A 19,637-nucleotide genomic window follows, 5' to 3' on the forward strand; every position below is an offset into this window, starting at 1 on the left:
CTGAACTGAGTCGCTGCATAAAACCCCCGTTCTGACCGTGTCGCGAGGGGGTCAATTCCTCGTGTCGTCAGGGGGTCAATTTTCCACGTCGCCCGACACTATTCAGCGATTCTGGCAGAGCTAGCGTCCTCGCCTGCCGAACGGCGATCCGTCTTACATTCGTACATAGAGCCTGACGAAGACGACCGCGCAGAGGGAAAGAAACTTCCAACTGCGCGCACCATGCCATCGCCGGCCTAGTTCGCGACGGGTAACGACTGAGGCTCGCGCCGTCCCGACGCTGAGCGCGTCGGCTCGGCGGGTGGTGAAAACCAGCGGTCGGGTTGCCACCGATCACACCGGCTGCAAGCGCTTGCTGTCCTTGTTCATTATCGTCTTAGGTAGCTGAGCGTAATCAGCAACAATACGCCATTTCCTTCGAAATTCGGCTGTGGTGAAGGGAAACGCCGTCTGTTCGTTCAAAATGATCGGCCCCGTTCGTGGAAGGTCTTCACGCGTGATCTTGTCGGAAGGCTTGTGGCAATAGAAGGCCAACTCCTGCATGACCATAGGTGCCTTGCTGAGGTTACCGATCAAGGTAGTTCGTCGTCTTCGACCTCGTAACTGAAGATTCAACTTGTCGTCTATGTCTTCCCATCGAAGGCCGTCATGCCATTTCCCATATTCTGGATGGGTAACGTCAGTGTCGATATGCGCTGACGCGGGCACGTAAATTCCGATCACGTTCTTCTGGGTCAAACGAAAATCAACCTGAATCGCTTGCGCCAGTGCAAACGACTCCCAGCCCATTTGACGTGCTGCGTCCCTGAAGGCATTTATCTGCACATCTGAGATTGGTTGACTACGTAAGATCGGCTTCTCAAATCGGATGTTGCTTAGTGCAGCAGAAGGTCGCCGGCACTCGCGATCTTCAAGCATTACGTCGCCGTAGCGGAAGAGAACGCGCAGTCTTGTAACTAGGGAGTGAGCTATCGCTACTTTCCCCGGTCCGAGCCAATCTCTGTGCCATGCCATCAAGTCGCGCGTCCGTATTCGTTCGAGCGAGAGACTGCCGTGTTCGCGAATTAAGCGATCATACAACCTTGTTTGCCTGGCCCGGACAGCATGATTGAGAGTGGCAAAGGGCGAGTCAGGATCGGCACGGAATTCTTCAATCAACTTATGAAGCGTGTAACGCATCGCGAGACCTCAAAATGAATGGAGGAGCAAAACGATCAATAGTATTGCTCCGACGATACCAACAATGCCCTCCGCGTTCACGCGCGTACCCAAGATTGCTATTTCAATTCGCTGTTGCTGACGCATGGCTCATTCCTGACCGGCTAAGGTCCCGACCTTCGGGACAGTCAAGCTGAATTGAATGGATGCTGCGCGTCGGGGCAACAACGAGCCAAGTGAAAATTTGCAGCTAGGAAAATCAGACACTTAGCTTACTGGGGTGGCATCATCGCTCATGGCGAAAGAGCGCTGCGCCTCTTTTTGCTCGTTTAGCTCCAAACGCTATGCCCATAACAGACTGATATTGTTTGCGACTCCGTGCCCGGCCCCCGAGTGCTCGGAGACGGGTTGAAGAGACAGCCGCTGGCCGATAGAAATCTATCGGTTGTTCAACGTTTTAAGACACATCAGCGCTCTTTGCGGTAGAGCACTGGGCACAAGGGGGCGTTCAATGCTTACAGCTTTAAGGGCTTCGACCGGGGTCTCCGAAAATTCACACGTCCCCAAAATGGAGAATCCAAAACCGTCCTCGCCGGCGGGCTGAGGGTCGGGGGGCTGTGGTCGGCTCGCTCCAGAACGGCTACTGCGACGGGCGCGCTAAGCACCTTGGCCGTCTTCAAATTTATGGGCGGCCTGCGGTCGGTTATGCGGCACCATCAGTCCAACTGGGGGAATACTTGCTATCCTGGTTGTATCATCGCAGAGTTGTTCCTGTTGCGCGTACGGTATTTTGATGAGGGGGGCTGCATGAAAACAGAAATCGTTGTTGCAATGATTGCTGCGGCAGCATCCATCGGGGCCGTGATCTTTACTGCTATCACCAGCAACCAAGTCGAAGAATTGAAGATTGAGGCTCTAAGGGAAAAGGAACTATCTGGGTATCGTGAGCCGCTGGCGCGCGCGGCTTACGACCTCCACAGTAGAATTCACAACATTCTAAAGCAAAATCTAATCGGCGCCTTCCTCTTGAGAGGAGATGAGCGCGAGAGAGCTTATGTCATCAACAACTCTGCTTTCCTGATTGGTCAGTATCTTTGTTGGACCGAACTGACGCGCAGAGAGATTCAGTTCATTGATTTGGGCAGCACGGAAAAGACGAGGAGACTTACAAAGCTACAAGACGAAATCTCCAGCATCTTCGGTACGGACCGATACCAAAAGCCGTTTCGCTTATTTGCTGGCGAACAGCGGGCAGTCGGTGAAGCGCTCATTGAACACGGCGCGAAAGGGCCGCAGTGCATCGGGTATGGAGCGTTCCTAAGGAGTCTTGATGGCGTCACCAATCCGTTCATTGACGGGCTTCGTAAGGATGTATCGTCCTTAGAGCAAAATCTTGAGGCTGGAATGGCGCGACTGACCCATCTAAGTAATGCGCTCATCGATCTGCTGGATTTGCTCGATCCCGACTACGTGAGGTTCGATAAGGACAAGCGAACTAAACTTTAGATCAACGGTGCACGGTGGGTACTCAATCCCTGGCACTCTAAGGGCTTCGACCGGCATAGAAAACTTCGGGCATCCACATAATGGGAATCCAGCTACTTCCTCCCGGCTGCCGCTTGTTAAGTTCCAAAGCAATTAGTGACCATCATCGCCCTCGAAACGGCTTCGGCCGAAGGTCCTTGTGTTCCGCATGGGCCATCCCACTGATGTACCCGTACCACCCGCAATCGTTACAGACGAGCACATGGCACCTACCGGGATTCCATGTGGCTGAAACCAATATCGATTTGTGGCTATCATTGTAGCAACTACTACAGAGGCTGTGCGATGGCTCGCCGTTCTCATGCCCTTCTTTAACCTTGTAAGCGAGCACGCCTGATCCCATATCGGTGAGAGCGTACCGCTGCTTGTCGGCCTCCCACGACTTCAAGAGAGCCAATTCCTTTTCAAGGTTGCCAAGTTTTTCCAGAAGCGCGGATTGAGCTTCTTGAGCATCCAGAATCTTTTGTTGTAGCTCCATCCGAGCATCGTTGAGCCTGACGCGATCATCCACATCCTTCAGCCCCTTTGTGAGGTCGAAGGCAGATTTCAGTGCAGTGATCCCAATCATCGCTTCGCCGACCATTGGCAGCTCCTATTTTTCAGTGCGCTTAGTATTTCGAAGCTCTATCAGCCAAGAGGCGGCGTCGCTTGCTGTGGCTCGCCACGGAACGCACGAACCTCGCCGGGCAATTCAAATACGTAGCGCAAAAACATTTCTGTAAAAAAGCGCAGGGACTTCGCATCGTCTTCAGCGAATTCGTCGGGATCGTGAAGAGCGGCATTACCTTCGACTCTTACGTGATCGGCCCAACTTCGGATGTCTGGTGTGATCCCGTGATTTTCGTGCAGCCATTCCAGCCTTTTAAAGAAAGTTGCGTTTGCTGGCACGCCAATCATGGCCTTCGTAGCTATATCGAGGGCTGATCGGTACATCGCGACCGCCGAGTTCCACTTTCCTCTGGTGAATGCATCTTCACCTTCTAAGAAGCGGGCCTTAACCGGTCCAGGCGTGTGTGTCGGAGCAGTTAACTCCACACGACCAGGCCAGATAGATGGCACGGCGAACATCGGCTCGATGTTGCCAGCAAGAGCGGCGGGCTGTTGCCCTGCAACAGAAAGGTCACTTTGCTTAGCTCTGAAGCAAATGGGGCCATTGCATCCTCCGCATACGGCGCAACAATTCCATAAATCTCCCTGAGCCGGGACCTGGGCGTTCCAAGTGATTTGAAAGGAAGAGTTTTCCGCTGGGCAGTGGGGACAATTTCGCAAGATGACGGCCATGCGACCATTCCGAACTATCGTTTTTCATAGAAATGAGGATTGTCTTCGAGCAACTGAATCGGCCTAATCCATTCTTGATCTAATGCCTCGCTTACCTTCGATTCATCCATTATAACAAAGCCGGTTACAAAAAGGCCGGTTCTGAAGCGTGCCAAGCAACCAAACAGTCCCTCTTGTTCATTTGCCGCGTAACGATATTCGAAGGTTTCGGCCGCATTCCACTTTCCTTGAGTCAGCGTGCCGTAGTCGGGAAACAATTCGAAGAAGATGGTTGGAATTCCGTGCTTCGCAAAATCTTCTTTCGACCGCCAATGAGCAGATACGAACCCGACATTTGGAACCGGCTTTTTGAAGCGCTCGAAATACAAGCAGAGGGTTGCCTTGTGGGCGAATGTTTAGTTGCCTGATCGTTTGCTTGCCGATTGCAGCTACTCCCGCGTCGTCTGGCACAGCGACACCATAAAAACGCAGGTGATCGATAGCTTTGCTACGGTCCAAATGATTCAAGGAGGTCCATTCCTTGATTAGCTCAGGCGCCTGGATCCTTACCTGATTGACAAGTCGACTATGATCCTGCCGCTCTTGCTCAGGACTATGGTAGTTCCACCGACTAACCATCGAAGCTGTAAGATCAGCCTTGCTAGTGCCGTTGTTGCAATCATGGCAAGCGGGAATCACCAGTTTGTCGGGCCGATGAGAATTATCAAACAGAGCTTTCGGCGGCATATGTTCGCGCGTCGTGCTGAGTCGTTGACCGCCGCACATCGCACATTGAGGAAACTGCGCAATGAACTTTGCGGTCGCACTTTTCTTGAGTCTAGCCTCGCCCATTCGAAAGCATCACTCAAGTTCGGAGCGGAATGTTCGTAACGTGAATCCTCTCAAACGGTCTCTCCACCCCCGCGCCCGCAAGAATACTTGCAAGCGCTTCGCAAATTGGGAACGGAAACTGCGTCGGCCCAATGGTCACGTTGGAGAGCAACGCCGGGATTTCGATTCCGGTCAGCCCTTTCTCCGGCCGATCCGACAATGGCAGCCTGTATACTGGCTGCGGTATCCCATCGATTGTGATGGTCGCATCGGCGATCAAGTCCGACTTGAAAATCCCTGGCAAGTAAATCAAACGCCATTCTCGTTCCTCTTCAAATCCATGATGCTTGATGCAAATCGCGGAAAACATCAAAAGAACAAAAATTGAATTGACGACTTGCTCGCGCTTAAGCGTCTTCAGAAACTCAATTTCCTTCGCGGCGCTCACAACTACCTTCAATATTCTTGGACTTGCTTGTCACGCAAGTAAGCTACTGGACTCGCAAAGAAGCCCACAAATGGCACGTTTCTGAAAAACGGCTCCTTGTTTAGCACTAAAGCAACGCCCGCGCGCCCACGACCGTAGGCTCTCCACATCGACAAGCGCCCCATAGAGTCGTTCTCTGGGTCATGCTCGGACAAGCAAGCTACATATGTGCGAAAGACATTAGACTGATAGTGTGCATCATAGAGTTTGAAGGCATCGTCGGCGGCGCCCGGATGGCTTGCGTCAAAAGCCGCAATGAATCTCTTCAGAAGCGCCTTCTCGTTCTCCATAAAGGAACGATAGACAAGATCATGCCCGTGCTGCACTTCTCTGTAGTCATTCATGCAAACGGTGCTTCGCATGATGAATGCTTTTTCAGTGAGAATGCGAACAGCGTTTTCAGCGCTGGTGTAATGCACCAGTTGCCGCGGACCATCGCGGAGGGCAACTCTCGTTTCCCAAAAATGGGGAAAGAAAAGCTCGCTGATCCTCTGAAGCTCGTCGGGGTTAATGCTATCGGGCATTCGTCCGCCATCGATCCCTAGTAGCGGTTACTCACACACAACCTATGGTGTATCGAATCTCAATAGCCGTCAGCTCGCCATTCGAATTTTCCTCAAGTTTCTAGTCCCACCAATCTTTCCGATCACGCGGCAGCACCCGCCCCCGCGCGTAACCGGGCGAAGCCAGCTCTTCCAAACGACGTTCAAGGAATTCATTGGCGACGATCAGCGCCTTGACCGCCTCTCGTGGGTCGCCGCCGCACGCCTCAATGGCTTGGTCGGCCGCTCGTTCTAGGTCGTCGGGAAGGAATGGCTGGCTTGGGGGGGGCTGGCATCAGATCAGTGTACCAGCTTTGTTCTTGTTCGCAATATGTTCTTCAATGCTGACTCTTAGAACCACATCGACAGGGCTCTCGACCTAAGGTTTATTAAGAAGCGTGGAACGCCTTATGAGAGGAAATTGCTATGCCTCGCGCTATAAGCAGTCTTGCCTTTGCATTTTCGTTCGCTCTCGCTATTGCGTCTCCAGCATCTCCTCTGAGTTGCAAAAATTGTACGCAGCTTTCGCTGAAGGACGGAAGCTTCAAAGTAGCTCAGTCCGGGAATTGCTGCACTAGCTGCGGTGGTAATACCGCTTGTACAAATTGCAAATCCGGTGAGATATGCGACAGGGCGTGTCGCGGGGGAAATAATCCCGGCGTTTCGTGTCATCCGGCAGGGCGCTAATTGTATAGCCTACTTTAACAGGCAGCGGGTGCGCGAATAAGGCCCCGGAGCGTGGCTTTAAGGCCGTCTGCCACTGGGCGAACGAACTTCCAACGCTCACCTTTCGTGGCAATTTGCTTTAATCCGGGCCCGAAGTTCAACGCGCACGCGTCTCTCACTCTCGCAGCTGCTCTGCTTGATCAACGGAGTGCGGGCGAATGGCAAGGAAGCACGCAAGGTTGCTGACAAGGAGCGCGTAGACTTCGAACTGCCGTTGTCGCTGATGTGATCTGGATTGACCAGATACACTCAAAACTTCCGGCAGATCGCAACTCTGCTTGCTGCGACCAGCGTTGGGTGAATGGTCTGGTGACCGTTGACAGGCAACCAGATCGATGATTGGAAGGGAGTACAACTTATGCGGGTCCGTAGCATGTTGCGCATTTTAATTGGCGTGATCATCCTTGCATGCGTTATCGATGTTGCGGATGCACAATCTTGCTTCTATGTCGATCCGGGATGTCCTGATCGCTGCGACCGAGGGCACGCGGCGTGCTACGCCAACAAAGCTCAAAGCCAAGCTTGGTGTGATAATCAAAGAAGTAGTTGCCGGAATTCTTGCGAGCGTCGTTGCTCGCCAGCACCTGTGCCGACCCCAAAGAGCAAGTAGGTTCGCCCACTCCGAGAAGAACGACGAGTTGACCCGGAGTTCCACTCCTTCAGCCCGTCGCAGGTGGCTGCGATCACCTCAACTGCGATAAGCAGTGATTATGAGGAACCAAGCCCTAATGTGCCTAGCCGATCTGCTCCCGGTCGAGAAAACAAAATAGGAATCTTTCTTTGAAGATCGCGAGAAATTGCAAGAAGCCTTGACAGTCACTTAGACCAAGGATGTGATAAGGGGCGCCATGCCGCAGCAGTGATTGTTGGCATTCCGCATGCGTACCGCTCTGGTTTTCATTATTTTCAATCAACGCCGTTACGCAGCTAGTAGCGACATTACACTATTCAAAACGTGCGGCTACGAAAGGTAGTCGCAGCCCACGGGCTATCAATGCGAGCCTGTCTCTGCATGCCAACTGCAAACGCCTTGCTTTCAAATTACTATCGAGGTGGAGGCTCTGTGGTCTTGTGAGGCACAGAACAACCTTTGCAACAACAATTGTGCAAGTGCAAATGATGAAGCCTCGTGAAAATAACGTGATTAGAATCGTGGCGGTGCTGATGTTTGCTCACTGCTTTAGTGTGCCACCAGCAAATGCTCAACACGCTGAAATCGAAAACCTTCTCGCGACGTGCGATTATCCGCAAGTAATGGGACAAGCGAGTATTGGCTTTCGCGATGCGTCTCTTCTGGAATTCGTGCTCGTGGACTTTTTCAAGAAAACTACGGTCCAAATTCCGGTTACGAGGACGGAGGCCACTGATCGTTACGGTTTTCTTGAACTAATTTGCAGAGAACCCGGCTGTATAACAATCGCGGAAGCACCATTGCAAACGGGTGTTCGCTCTGATGTTCGACGACGCTCGTCGTATTCATTCCCATACTGCGAATCCAGAGAAGTTCGATCCCTTGTGAGGCTCTTCAATCAAATTCAATGAGTAAGATAGCTCCACATTTAAAATGCGTCGTCCCGCTGTTGTTGATCTCCAGCGCTGCTGTTTGTGATGAGTTAGAATATCGAGATGAAAGCGCCTACGTTGGGAACGGGGTTGTTGAATGGAGAGTGGTTCTTCGAAACAATGGTTCTCGTCGAATGTGCTGCATGGTTGATATGGAAGCTCCGGTTTTCCGCTTTGGGAACCGACTGATTGCCTCAGATAGGCGGCGAATTTGCGTTTACCCCGGCAACGAGAATTATGCGTCATTGGTAGGGGTAACTACCCAACTTGGCTCGACGGGGAAATGGGACGGTGGGCTCCCCAAAAATCAACAGAAGAAATCGAACGACGCGCCCTTTGGCGGGGACATTGTTGAGGGCAAGCATGGCACAACTTATTTTAGGGTCTATCAATGCACCCCTTGAGCTTCGTGGCACGCGCAAGGGCGAAAACGTTTTTAGCACTATTTGTTGCAGCGTCCCTTCATCCCGCTACTGCTTGCACCGTCGCGGAGCAAACGAGTCTCCTCAGAGTTGTTCAAGGGAATGCCTGTAAGTTGCAGGCGGGTCAGATCGCAGTTTGTAGACTTCTGGCGTTAGAAGCAGAGATACCTTTGACTGATGTCCAGGCAATCGTCGGACCTAGTTATATCACCTTCGCATGCCACATAGGAGCTTGTATCTTCGCGAAACCAATGGAGCTCTCGCCACTCCCCCCGATCAACTTTGACATGTCAGGCCCCATCACTCCCATGCCGATTGCGCCCCCTGGTTTCTATCCGAATGCTGATCATGGCTACTATCTCGCTGACCTGTCATTGCAGACGGTTGCTCTTAACGGCACGACACAAGAGGCATTGCGAAGATGTTTCGCAAATCAACCGACCCCAATAGAGCCGTGGCCGTCAACGTCGCCACCGGCAAAGAACTCGAACTCACGCCCGGCGATAGTGCTGCCGCAGTAGCTTGCACGGACAGAAACGCGCAGTTGAAAGACTCAACTCGACGCCCGAAAGCCGCTCGTTACACATAGCAACTACGTTGGTGGCTGGCCTTAGTGAGGGCGTTGCACTCCCCAGGGACTAGGCAATTCGCGGGCTTGGCTTATTGCCTCATCCGAGAGGGCAGGAGGTTGTCTAGTCATGCCCCATGGATCAGCGGCATTGCGTTGCTGCGGCATCCGTTTTTCAAGGGGCTTCGGGAGGATTTAGGATGACCGATGCTTTCGACCAATGGAGAAATTGGGCGGAGAAACCTCCGGGTGATCGGCGCACAATCCCGGCCGAATTGTATCATGCTGTCATGAGACTTCAGCCCGAAGATCGGCTTGACCGTGAGAAAGTCAACTCGGCGGCGCAGCAGCTACATAAGGTAGTCTGGATTTGCGAGAACGCACACAAGCGGATTGGCGATGTGGATTGGATAAAAGTTTTTGACACCGAAGGCGCGGCTAACAGGTGGCTTGCTGAAAATGATCCCGAAGCGGTCGCGTGGGCTTATCCGGTCGAACGGGAGGATAGCCATGGCTAGTGTGTGGTTATATGTCAGCGTGTCGAACGAATGCGTGAAGGTTTTCGCCTCTTACGACAGTGCCATCAAATGGCTGAGCGAGAACGATCCTGAAGGCGCCGCCGTAGAATATCCAGTCGAAGACGAACAGGCGCCATCCATAATCCCAAAGCGCACTGATGTGCAGCAACTTGTTAGTGCGCTCCTACAAGCGCCCGCAGTCTTAAGCGATTACATAGCACCCGGGCCCGGAGACCCAGCCTCAACGGTCGATGAGCTAATGGATGTTCTGACCAACGATGACGTGCTCGGAGCGATATCGAGGATTGAAGGGCGGCAGCGTTTTGGGTTGGTTCAGACCGAACACGCCGATTGATTTTGTCTTTTCGCGGCCAGCGCTACAGGGTAAGATGCTGACTATTCTTTTGATTATTGCCAAGCCATTGCATGACGGACCATTCAGTACATCGCTGTACATCGTGCGATAAGCCGCGACGATTAGTTGCTCGCGAGCAAGTCGCGCAACGGTACGAAATCGTTCTTACGAATGCCCTGGTTGTAAGGAACGTTTTGAAAATGGTTGAGCGTACCGAACCCACCATTCCGCGTTCACGCCACGGCTATTGATGCGTTCGCTCGCGCCGTTTCCCCCTGAGGAGGTCTTCGTTGGTGCAGGTGAAAACCTATTGGTTCTAAATCGCTCAAGTCGGCTCACGGCGAATTTGACGCGGGTACCGGCACAGTTGTCTCAACTGAGACGTACACCCACTATGGCGACACAATTCACAGATGATGGACGGTCGGAAGCCTTAAGGCTTGGGCGTGAATTCGCGCATGAACTTGCTGGCGTGCTCGATCTGCGTTCGCAAGAAATCTGCTTGGAGAGCGACGACCTCTTGCATATCTTGCGCGGCAGAAAGCTTGCGCGCATATTCCAGAGCGGTCGCCACGTTCTGTTGTGCGAAGCTCAGTGCAAGATCACCGGATAGCGGAAGTGCCAAGCTGGCTTGTTGGAAGAAGAACGAAAACGCCTTCTCTGTCTGATCGATAGTCTTTTCCACTAGCCCGCGCACTTCACGCGGCACTTCAACCATCTGGTTCTTCATCTTTATTGCCATCGGATAGGCGTGAAGCGCAGGTTACGGGCCTCTAGCTCGGCTTGAAGCTGTTGGGCATATACGCGGACATTTGGACCGATAAAGCGATATAGCGGCCGCCAGCCGCTTCGTCGGCCGCGACTTGCCGCTGGATGCTATTCCACAAGGCAAGTAAGGATGTGTCTGTTGAATTTTTGAAGTTCATCAGTTCCCCTAAGCCCTGCCGTGCAGATGGTAGCAAAAGGGTCGGTAAGACCGAAGCGCGAACAACGACTGGCTAACCAGCCCGTCCGGTTAGCCAAGCGCTATCGCTAAGCCTATACGAATTCAGGATTTTGCTTGACGGATGGCGCTCCCTAGGGGAGGCAAAGCACGACACGACAAGCCCAAGCAAAATCAGAGCAAATCAGCTTGGCTGCTTCGTCTCTGCTACCATGTGCTGCAAGGCTAACTTCTTGTAGTGGCAACACCACCGTCCAAGGATTGGTCGAAGCCGTCCTCCGGTGGACCAAATGCGGCGGCGAAGCTCTCAGCGAGCTTGATTAAAGCGTGATGGCATTAAGTTCGATAGCCTGAGTTTTTGAGGTAATTGGCGCATTCGTCGGCGGTGAAGGCATCGAGTGCGTGGCCGATTGCGGCGCAGACCGCATCGACGGTTCGGGCGGCAGCTTTGCGGAGCAGATGCTTGAGCTTGGCAAATACCTGTTCGATCGGGTTCAGGTCGGGCGAGTACTTTGGCAGGAAGAACAGTTTGGCGCCGGCCGAACGGATGAGCTGGCGAACTGCTTTGCTCCTGTGGCTGCCGAGATTATCCAAGACGACGATATCGCCGGGTCGAAGGACCGGCAGGAGAACCTTCGCGACATAGGTGCGAAAGCTCACGCCATCGATCGGCCCCTCGATGAACCATGGCGCATCGATCCGATCATGGCGCAGGGCCGCCAGGAAGGTCATGGTCTTCCAGCGGCCGTGGGGAACCTTGGCGTGAAGTCTACGCCCGCGCGGCGCCCATCCCCGCAAGGGCGCCATATCGGTCCTGGTCCAGGTCTCGTCGATGAAGACCAGCCGCTCAGCTTCGACGCGACCTTGATATTTTGCCCACTGGGCGCGCCGCCGCGCGACCTCGGGTCGATCCCGTTCGCCAGCCGCCACGCTTTTTTTTGAAGCTGAGCTTCTCGGCATGCACGAAGTCCCACACCGAATGGTAGTCGACCTTCAGGCCGCGTCCGGCAAGCTCGGCAACGAGCCCGCGTATCGTGAAATCGCCCTCCTTGATCCGTTGCGACAGCCAGACCGCATGCTCTCCCGAAACCGCCTTCGGCTTATGACCGCCCATCTGGCCCGGAGCAACGCTCCCGGTCTCATCGACTCGCTTCATCCAGCCAATTGCGGTGCTGATCGCGACCCCAAACTGCTTGGCTGCCCGATTGCGGGACATCCCGCCCTCAACCGCGGCCACGACACGCTGGCGAAGATCCAGAGAATAAGGCTTGCCCATCCATGCTGGCCTCCCGCCCAGCCAGCATGGTGAATCAGAAACGAACTGATTTGGGAATCCCAAATCGATTCAACCAAACCCCATCCCGCTTTAGACGCACGGCATCTGGCCACAACGAGACACCATGCTTGGCCAACGAACACACTCACCTAGGAGCCCCTGATTGCGTCGATTGAGACATTGCAGCGGGGTCGAACTCCGAAAACCGAGCAAAGATCTCTTCGATTTCTGCGAACGGCGAGTTCGTCATCTCATTGGTAGCTTTTATGAAGGCGTTCTTGAAGCGCCCAAAATCCAGCCCGCAATGCCTGTTCGAGCAGAAAATCTGTAAGATTGGCCGCCCAGGAACCTTTGCTCTCCAAGTGCCGTCCGAAAGGCTCGCTTCCAACTCGGTCATAGTCTGACGGGTGAAAGTGGCTATGTCATCAGCAGAAAGAGCCGCAGTAAGCCGCAACCGCTCGGAAGCAGCCTCTGCTTCAAAGAGCGCAATAAGCTCGTCCGTTGATCGACCTTGGCTTCCCTTAGGCATGAGATCGACGTTTCCAGCGCGCTCGCGAAAATGAGCACTCACCACGAGTGCTGCTGCGTATGACAATATCTCGCGCGCAATCGCTTTCAGGCGCTCGTCGATAGCAGCTGGATCGCGGAGCCACGAACGCTCCGATGCCTCTGTTTCAAACGGTTCAAACATTCGGGCGATTACTGTCGCCTCCAAAAAGTAGTTCTCTAAGTGATATCGCTTTAGTACTTGCATGCGGCCTTGTGACGACTCCGTGAGCCTGCTCAAATCGCGGCTCGGCGGCACTGCATCGGCGTCACACAACATGAAGAAGCTGACACCCCATATTGTTTTCTTCAGCACCAGATCGTTGAGTGACCCAAATGACTGGATGAACCCCTTACCCCCACTTGGGACCAACACGAGGTCTGGAAATCGACCTCGCAGCACTGCGCCGTAGGTCTGCTTATCTAATGAGCCGTGCTGTCCCTCGATCAGGACAATCTTTTTTCCGAGCGCCACGATGCCTATCGATTGCCCGACAAGTCGCAGTGCTTGGTGGGTTTCATCGTTTTCAGTAACTTGGATCGCCTGATTGATTGGCGGCTCCTTCGGAGGAGCAATGAAAATGACCGAGTTGTCGAGAGAGGCTGATATGATTTCGGCTGAATGGGTGCAGAAGATGAATTGATTTCTTGCACCCGCGGCACGAAGCGTTTGAATTAGACGATAACTGAGTTCAGGGTGAAGGTGCAGTTCCGGCTCGTCGAACACAACGATGCAGTCCGAAGGTTTTCTCAGCAAGAAATCGAATACGATATTTACAACCTCTCGTTCACCGGAGCTGAGCGCTGTGATTGGAAAACTTTGGCCTTCATAGGTATAAAACAACTGTGACTTTTGCGCTTCCGGTTCTTCAAGTTCTTTTGGAGCTAACAACCTTCTGAACGCATCCTTAAACGGAACCAGCGGATCAGGAAAATCGTCAGGGTTGATCGAGACCAACTTAGTTTCATTTTCTTGCGACGCTTGGTCTTTCCCTTCTCGCGCGCGGATCAATTCCTCGAAGCGCAAAGATATTCGTTCGCGCCTATTCCTCACCTTTCTAAAGATCGACAGAACAGTATCGTTGAAGCGCTGCGTAAGGGGGGTGAAGCCGAAGTTCCACCCCAACTCTTCCAGGAATGGGTCCGTGTAATCCCAAGTGGGTTGCCATGGTTGAATGTTGGTGATTTTTCTGTCGCTCTCAAAATTGAGCAAGCTACTTTGAGTGTCGGCACGGGTTCGCCCTGCCCGCTGGAGCGTCTGACGAAGAAGTTGCGCGTCTTGCTGAACCCGCGTGTCGAGGATTTGCTTACCCCACGCAACTTGCTCCGAAGTGGCCGTCGCCTCCACCATCACCCAGTTGTGCGCGTTACCGCCCGGATTTTGGAAATGGTTGAGGAGCCACTGTAGGAAGCGACTCTTCCCGACACCGTTTGGCCCTGCCAAAACCACTACGTCGGAGAGACCAGCAGCCTCCACCAGCTTTATGGGCTGAATGTTCTCCGCGTGGAACGCAATCAGTCTCATTATTCCCCCACCTACTACCCACTCGGGCCATTCCCGCGTGCGCTCAACGAACATTCTAGCAGCAGGCGACACAACTTTTAGGGGTGCACGGCCGGTTACACACATTTTCCGGTTGACTATCCGTGAAGAACGCCGTACACAAATTGATCTAACGTCCGTTGCGTCGGATTGAGTACAGAGGCATTTGGGCCATGGCGAGTGGCAAGATCATTAGCTACCTCCGTGTTTCTACGGACAAGCAGGGCCGCAGCGGTCTCGGCATCGAAGCACAGCGGGAAGCAGTCACGAGCTATCTCAACGGCGGTCAGTGGACGTTGGTGGCTGAGTACGTGGAAACGGAGAGCGGCCGGAAGTCTGACAGGCCCAAGCTCGCAGCAGCGCTCTCGCACGCCAAAGCCATCGGCGCGAAGATGGTCTTCGCCAAGCTCGACCGCCTCACGCGCAATGTGGACCTCTTGCGCTCCCTTGTGGCGAGCGACGTAGACCTTGTGTTCTGTGACCTTCCGAGCGTCCCGCCCGGCCCCATGGGCAAGTTCCTGCTGACGCAGATGGCCTCCGTGGCAGAGCTCGAAGCTGGCCTTGTCGGAGAGCGCACCAAGAAGGCGCTGGCAGCGGCCAAGGCGCGTGGAGTGAAACTCGGCAACCCGAACGGTGCTCGTGCCCTTCGCGGGAAGCAGACCGGCAACGCGGAGGCTGTAGCCAGGATCAAGGAGAAGGCTGCACAGCGCGCGATGGACCTTCAGGGGATCATTGAGGGCATCAAGCGCAACGGCGCCACGAGCGTTCGCGCCATCACTGATGAACTCAATAGACAGAGCATCAGCGCGCCTCGTGGCGGGGGGTGGCATCCGACCGCCGTTCAACGGTTGCTCAATCGCCTTCCGAAGGCCGCGTAGGTTGCCGTGCTCGTCCTCAGGCTCTCTGACCCGCACACCGATCTTCTCAAGGAGATTGAGGAGAGAGCGTTCAACGTGTGGCCGGGCTGTAGCGTTTCCTTTGATGCGTCTGACCGAGAGATGTACGTCACCATTTCGCCGGTTCCTGCCAGCTTCACGGATGCTCAGGCCGCGCTTCTGTTCGAGCGCTGGCCCTATTGGCGTGGATGACCCATTGCCCGGAGCGCTTGGCCGATTTCCGATAGCTCTAACGAAGTCATGAAGCCTCGTGCTGCTCTGAAGCTTGACTTGCCTCTCCCGCTTCCGTTCGCTGGCGTTGGCTACTACCCTGCGGCTCACGGGTCCCTAGCCAACGGGCGATTTGGCACGTTTCGTGAGAAATGACTTCAAAATTCGGAGTTAAAGTCCGCCGTTGTTGTTCGACTAAAGCGGCGTGTGAAGCTCCGGGTCCCTCCTGAGCCCCGCAGATGGCAACGGGTCCCTCGACGTTGTACAATGGGCGAAGGGTCCCTCCGCACCACCAGCCCACAAGGATTGACATGCACGATCAGCAGTCGCAGCGCGATAGAGAGCAGCGTGGCGCAGCGTTCCATGAGGCAGGACACATGGTCGTGGCGTGGAGCTTAGGTCTCGCAGTCGGGAGCGCTGAAATAGCGATCGGTGGAGATGATGTGTGTTTCGGCATGGAATAAGGGCTCTGACTCACTTTTGATGCAGTTTTGGGAACGTCTGGCGCTTTGATTGCGAGGAGAATCAGCGCCATGCAGCAGGCACTCCAGCGCTCCAGTCTGGTGCCGAGTGGGTTTGTTGTAGAGAGTGCGTACTTTGAAGGTGATAAGGCCGTTATTGCGGTTCGGGCGTCGGGAAGCGTTGGTCTGTGCCCATCTTGCGGAACGGTTTCCCGGCGCGTCCACAGCCGGTACCGGCGCCGTGTAACCGATCTTCCCCTTTCGGGACGGAGCGTACAGCTTCTGGTCATTGCTCGTCGCTTCCGTTGCGACGCCGTCCTATGCGGGCGCCAAATCTTCACCGAGCGCTTCGCCGAAGGGGTACTGGCACCATCGGCGCGACGCACAGCAAGGCTGGATTCTATCGTCCATCACCTCGGCCTGGCGCTCGGCGGTCGACCGGCAGCAGGCTTCGCAAAACGGCTGATGCTGCCGGTGAGCAAGGACACGCTCCTTCGCGTAGTTCGGCGCCGTAGCCGTCCGCCGGCTGATCGGCTCAGGATTATCGGCATTGATGATTGGGCCTGGCGGCGCAATCGTCGATACGCCAGCATCGTCTGCAACTTAGAGCGGCGCCGGGTAGTCACCCTGCTCCCGGATCGGGAGCCGGCAACTGCCCAAGCCTGGCTCGCTGCTCATCCCACGATCGCGATCGTTGCCCGTGACCGCGGCGGAGGATATGGCGAAGCGACAGCAAAAGCCTTGCCGCACGCGGTACAGGTCGCAGATCGCTGGCATCTGATGGAGAACGCCAGTCGCGCCTTCCTCGATGCCGTTCGCAAATCGATGCGCCAGATACGCACAGTGATCGGTGCGACGACGATTGATCCCAAGCTGCTAACAGCCGCAGAGCGGATCCAGTATGAGGGTTATCTGCACCGCGAGGAGACCAATGCGGCTATCCTGGCTCTGTCGAAGAACGGCATACCCATCAAGCAGATCGTGCGCCAGACTGGTCACAGCAGGAAGCTGGTACGACAGGTGATCCGGGGCGAAAGAAACGATGTCTTCCGGACCCGGCAAAGTTCGTTGGACTTGCATTTGCCATGGCTCGACGATCAGTGGGCATCCGGCTGCCGCAACGGAGCTGAACTTTGGCGCCGGTTAACGGGGCGCGGCTTCCGAGGCTCGCTCCGCGTCATCAGCGAGTGGGCGACCCGCAGGCGACGGGCCGAAAAAGCCGACGCACAAAATCTTGCGCGGATCCCGTCAGCCAGAACAATTGCGCGCCTCATGACAATCGGGCGGGATTTGCTTACGAAAGCGGAGTCCGTCACGGTCGCGGCAATCGAAGCTGGCGTACCAACGCTGGTCGAGGCACGCGAGATCATCGCGGAGTTCCACAGGATGATCCGGCGCAAGGCCGAAGCAGGGCTCACGCTGTGGATCGAACGCGCCCGTGCCAGTCTTGTTGCCTCGTTCGCCAGCGGCGTCGCAAAGGATGAAGCGGCGGTTCGGGCGGCAATCACTTCGCCTTGGTCCAACGGGCAGACTGAAGGTCAGATCACCCGCCTCAAGCTCGTGAGACGACAGATGTACGGTCGCGGAAAAATCGATCTGCTTCAGGCCAGATTAATCGGGGCAGAATAATCGGAGCTGCACCAAAATTGCGTCAGAGCCCCTTTTGGATGCCGATAGGGGGTCCCAGTCGAACGCCGATTGACATTTTGACATGTGAACGGCCCGTTCGCGTCGCTAGCGCGAACGAAATCCAGGAATGCCTTCGCCGCGGCGGCTGAGTACGCGTTGAAATGCGGGCGCGATAACTCCACTCCTGTTAACTCGAACAATTCAGGATGGGGCGGTCTGTAGCTTCCGAGGATTTGTGTGGCCAGTTCAAAGCCGAGGGTGTCGGGCGACGTGGAAAATTGACCCCCCATATTGCCTCAGATGACAATGTTACCGAAACGCACCCTAGTGTCTCCCGAATCAGCTGCCGCGAGTCCGAGCAAGCCGCTCGCGAAGCGCGCCCTCCAGAGCGCCGTAGCGAGCGAGCGGCTTGCGGTGATTCGGCGAAAGAACCTGTCGGGATTAGATACTAAGACACGAAGGTTGAACCGATAGTGTGATTTCTGTGCTGCTGATGAGTTGTCGAGCGGCATTTGATCGCCAATTCTTCACCAATCGCTGCACCGTACGCCGCTGATGGCCGCTGAACCGACCGGGCGCATGCGCTTCGAGCCGGGAGAGAAGATCGACCGCGGACAAGTGCGGAGCCGCGGCGAGCCATCCCTCGATGATGGGAATGTAGGGATCGAGCATCGATGGCCGACGTGGCACAGGCTTGCGCCGCACATAACGGCGCCGATGAATGCCCCGCTGCTCACCCTCTTTCCAACCATCGCCGAGCTCTCGGGCAAAGGCCGCCAAGTCGCTTTGCACCGGCGCGATAGTCATCGCTGGCTTTCCAGCCCGCTGATCAACGCGCTTGCCCAGCTCATTTTGAGCGTCCCGCATCTGTGCCAGCAATACCACCGGATCAAGCATGCGGTAAATCTCCCGCAGCCTACGTTTAAATGCATCATTGAGACTCGGGTGGACCAATGCTCTTTCGTACGGCGTAGCGGGAGGAAGATAGCGTTTGATCACCTTGGCACCTTCGCGGTGCTTCTCCTTCAGCTTAAACGATGGCTGGAAGAAATTGATGTGCAGCCGTGCCGCCGCAAACAGGCGAGCTAATGAGCGAGCGGCATCAAGGCCTTCAAACCGCCCGTAGCCCACCAGGCGGCGAACGATAGCTCCGTTCTTTTGTTCAACGAATGCCTGATCGTTCTTCTTGTAGGCCCTGGAACGAGTGACTTCAACGTCGTGAGAGCGGCACCACGACACGACCGTGTCGTTCATGAAGGCGCTGTCGTTGTCAAAATCGAGCCCGCGAACGGGCCAGGGAAATAGGTTCTGCGCGCGCTCGAGAGCCTTGACCACAAGAGCTGCTTCACGCACGACGAGCGGAAAGCATTCGGTCCACCCCGTTGCGATATCCACCATTGTTAGCGTCTGAATGAACGCGCCGGATACGGACATGCCGCCGTGCGCAACCAGATCCGCTTCGCAGTACCCCGGCGGAGGTGATCCCCAGTCATTGAATGTGCGCACCGGGACCTGCCGCCGTACGGCACTGGAAAAGCCCGCCCGCCATCGGCGTCCTCCGGCTGCTGCGATTTTTGCGTCGCTCAGCAGGCGGTCGATCGTCGCCGCGCTCACCTTCAAAACCAGCGACCGCTCATCGGCAGAAAGCTTCAATCTGCCGTGCCGTTCAAGCGCCGGGAGCAAGAACGGGATCATTGCCACGAGCCGCTTACTGCAGAGCCGGTCAGAGGCGTCCCATAGCACAATCAGTGCAACGCGAATGGAAACACCGTAGGTCCGGCCTCGCCGCCGCGGCACGGCCGATCCCGATGCCCCGTCCACTGACAGTGCTCGGATCGCGTGCTTGCGATGCCATCCCGTGACGGCGCAAAGCTCGTCTAGGATCCGTCCCTTCTCGAGCCGCCCGCCCGCCCGATAACGCTCGGCCAGCGCTGATGTGATCTCGCGCTTTGCGCGCATGCTGATCTTCCCTGCCATAGCCGCCACCGAACTGATTCGGCAGCTCCGCCCCAGGCGCGACAGGGAAGTTGTCCGGTAACATTTTTAGTGAGGCAATGCGCCCCCTGACGACACGAGGAATTGACCCCCTCGCGACACGGTCAGAACGGGGGTTTTATGCAGCGACTCAGTTCAGGTCCTCTGCGGTTCAAAGATCCGC

Annotated in this window: 15 protein-coding genes; 5 read left to right on the top strand and 10 right to left on the bottom strand. The window is 55.3% G+C overall.

The genetic code is table 11. From position 1 onward, the window contains the following. Positions 1-333 precede the first annotated feature (333 nt). Positions 334-1,179 (bottom strand): hypothetical protein, encoded by an 846-nt coding sequence (locus tag IVB12_RS28910; RefSeq protein WP_247304192.1) that lies wholly within the window; start codon positions 1,177-1,179, stop codon positions 334-336. A gap of 786 nt (positions 1,180-1,965) precedes the next feature. Between IVB12_RS28910 and IVB12_RS28915 the strand changes: the two genes are divergently transcribed. Continuing rightward, positions 1,966-2,664 (top strand): hypothetical protein, encoded by a 699-nt coding sequence (locus IVB12_RS28915; protein WP_247304194.1) that lies wholly within the window; start codon positions 1,966-1,968, stop codon positions 2,662-2,664. Positions 2,665-2,806: 142 nt separating this feature from the next. Here IVB12_RS28915 and IVB12_RS28920 read toward each other — a convergent pair whose 3' ends face one another. The 5 genes from IVB12_RS28920 to IVB12_RS28940 form a co-directional block, all read right to left on the bottom strand. Then, the gene (locus tag IVB12_RS28920) at positions 2,807-3,286 is read right to left on the bottom strand and encodes a hypothetical protein (protein ID WP_247304195.1); all 480 of its coding nucleotides are present in this window, start codon (positions 3,284-3,286) and stop codon (positions 2,807-2,809) included. A gap of 44 nt (positions 3,287-3,330) precedes the next feature. Then, on the bottom strand, positions 3,331-3,984 hold the full coding sequence (locus tag IVB12_RS28925) for a DUF4145 domain-containing protein (protein ID WP_247304197.1): 654 nt from the start codon (positions 3,982-3,984) through the stop codon (positions 3,331-3,333). 14 nt (positions 3,985-3,998) lie between these two features. Next, on the bottom strand, positions 3,999-4,352 hold the full coding sequence (locus tag IVB12_RS28930; protein ID WP_247304199.1) for a hypothetical protein: 354 nt from the start codon (positions 4,350-4,352) through the stop codon (positions 3,999-4,001). Between the two features lie 476 nt (positions 4,353-4,828). After that, on the bottom strand, positions 4,829-5,242 hold the full coding sequence (locus IVB12_RS28935; RefSeq protein WP_247304200.1) for a hypothetical protein: 414 nt from the start codon (positions 5,240-5,242) through the stop codon (positions 4,829-4,831). A gap of 8 nt (positions 5,243-5,250) precedes the next feature. After that, complete coding sequence (locus IVB12_RS28940; protein WP_247304202.1) at positions 5,251-5,805, bottom strand: DUF2971 domain-containing protein; 555 nt, start codon at positions 5,803-5,805, stop codon at positions 5,251-5,253. A 3,497-nt stretch (positions 5,806-9,302) separates the two neighbouring features. Here IVB12_RS28940 and IVB12_RS28945 point away from each other — a divergent pair. Continuing rightward, a complete protein-coding gene (locus IVB12_RS28945) occupies positions 9,303-9,620 on the top strand; it encodes a hypothetical protein (protein ID WP_247304204.1) in 318 nt (105 codons plus the stop codon). Further along, positions 9,613-9,975, top strand: coding sequence for a hypothetical protein (locus IVB12_RS28950; protein ID WP_247304206.1), 363 nt, complete (start codon positions 9,613-9,615; stop codon positions 9,973-9,975). Before IVB12_RS28945 ends, IVB12_RS28950 begins: the two co-directional genes overlap by 8 nt. A gap of 433 nt (positions 9,976-10,408) precedes the next feature. Here IVB12_RS28950 and IVB12_RS28955 read toward each other — a convergent pair whose 3' ends face one another. The 3 genes from IVB12_RS28955 to IVB12_RS28965 all read right to left on the bottom strand — a co-directional run bounded on the left by IVB12_RS28955 (position 10,409) and on the right by IVB12_RS28965 (position 14,265). Beyond that, positions 10,409-10,705, bottom strand: coding sequence for a phasin family protein (locus IVB12_RS28955; protein ID WP_247304208.1), 297 nt, complete (start codon positions 10,703-10,705; stop codon positions 10,409-10,411). Positions 10,706-11,254: 549 nt separating this feature from the next. Further along, positions 11,255-12,194 (bottom strand): IS630 family transposase gene (locus IVB12_RS28960; protein WP_247304209.1). Its coding sequence is split into 2 segments (ribosomal slippage): positions 11,255-11,849 and positions 11,848-12,194, totalling 942 coding nucleotides; the frame shifts between segments, so codons are not numbered across the junction. Positions 12,195-12,339: 145 nt separating this feature from the next. Next, the gene (locus IVB12_RS28965) at positions 12,340-14,265 is read right to left on the bottom strand and encodes an ATP-binding protein (protein WP_247304212.1); all 1,926 of its coding nucleotides are present in this window, start codon (positions 14,263-14,265) and stop codon (positions 12,340-12,342) included. Positions 14,266-14,456: 191 nt separating this feature from the next. Here IVB12_RS28965 and IVB12_RS28970 point away from each other — a divergent pair, with 191 nt between their 5' ends. Together IVB12_RS28970 and IVB12_RS28975 are read left to right on the top strand one after the other, a co-directional pair. After that, entirely contained in the window at positions 14,457-15,161 is a 705-nt protein-coding gene (locus IVB12_RS28970) for a recombinase family protein (protein WP_247304214.1), read from the top strand. Between the two features lie 761 nt (positions 15,162-15,922). After that, positions 15,923-17,479, top strand: coding sequence for an ISL3 family transposase (locus IVB12_RS28975; RefSeq protein WP_247304216.1), 1,557 nt, complete (start codon positions 15,923-15,925; stop codon positions 17,477-17,479). 441 nt (positions 17,480-17,920) lie between these two features. On the opposite strand, the gene IVB12_RS28980 is transcribed toward IVB12_RS28975, so the two are convergent. Then, positions 17,921-19,456 carry a DDE-type integrase/transposase/recombinase gene (locus IVB12_RS28980; protein ID WP_247304217.1) on the bottom strand — a complete coding sequence of 512 codons (1,536 nt, stop codon included), beginning with the start codon at positions 19,454-19,456 and terminating at the stop codon, positions 17,921-17,923. Positions 19,457-19,637: the final 181 nt, after the last annotated feature.

Source organism: Bradyrhizobium sp. 179, assembly GCF_023073535.1.
Classification (GTDB): Bacteria; Pseudomonadota; Alphaproteobacteria; order Rhizobiales; family Xanthobacteraceae; genus Bradyrhizobium.

Coding starts and splice junctions, on each gene's coding strand:
- IVB12_RS28910 (WP_247304192.1), bottom strand. CDS start 1,179: ATGCGTTACACGCTTCATAAGTTGATTGAAGAATTCCGTGCCGATCCT.
- IVB12_RS28940 (WP_247304202.1), bottom strand. CDS start 5,805: ATGCCCGATAGCATTAACCCCGACGAGCTTCAGAGGATCAGCGAGCTT.
- IVB12_RS28975 (WP_247304216.1), top strand. CDS start 15,923: ATGCAGCAGGCACTCCAGCGCTCCAGTCTGGTGCCGAGTGGGTTTGTT.
- IVB12_RS28915 (WP_247304194.1), top strand. CDS start 1,966: ATGAAAACAGAAATCGTTGTTGCAATGATTGCTGCGGCAGCATCCATC.
- IVB12_RS28925 (WP_247304197.1), bottom strand. CDS start 3,984: ATGGCCGTCATCTTGCGAAATTGTCCCCACTGCCCAGCGGAAAACTCT.
- IVB12_RS28920 (WP_247304195.1), bottom strand. CDS start 3,286: ATGGTCGGCGAAGCGATGATTGGGATCACTGCACTGAAATCTGCCTTC.
- IVB12_RS28950 (WP_247304206.1), top strand. CDS start 9,613: ATGGCTAGTGTGTGGTTATATGTCAGCGTGTCGAACGAATGCGTGAAG.
- IVB12_RS28945 (WP_247304204.1), top strand. CDS start 9,303: ATGACCGATGCTTTCGACCAATGGAGAAATTGGGCGGAGAAACCTCCG.
- IVB12_RS28965 (WP_247304212.1), bottom strand. CDS start 14,265: ATGAGACTGATTGCGTTCCACGCGGAGAACATTCAGCCCATAAAGCTG.
- IVB12_RS28970 (WP_247304214.1), top strand. CDS start 14,457: ATGGCGAGTGGCAAGATCATTAGCTACCTCCGTGTTTCTACGGACAAG.
- IVB12_RS28980 (WP_247304217.1), bottom strand. CDS start 19,456: ATGGCAGGGAAGATCAGCATGCGCGCAAAGCGCGAGATCACATCAGCG.
- IVB12_RS28955 (WP_247304208.1), bottom strand. CDS start 10,705: ATGAAGAACCAGATGGTTGAAGTGCCGCGTGAAGTGCGCGGGCTAGTG.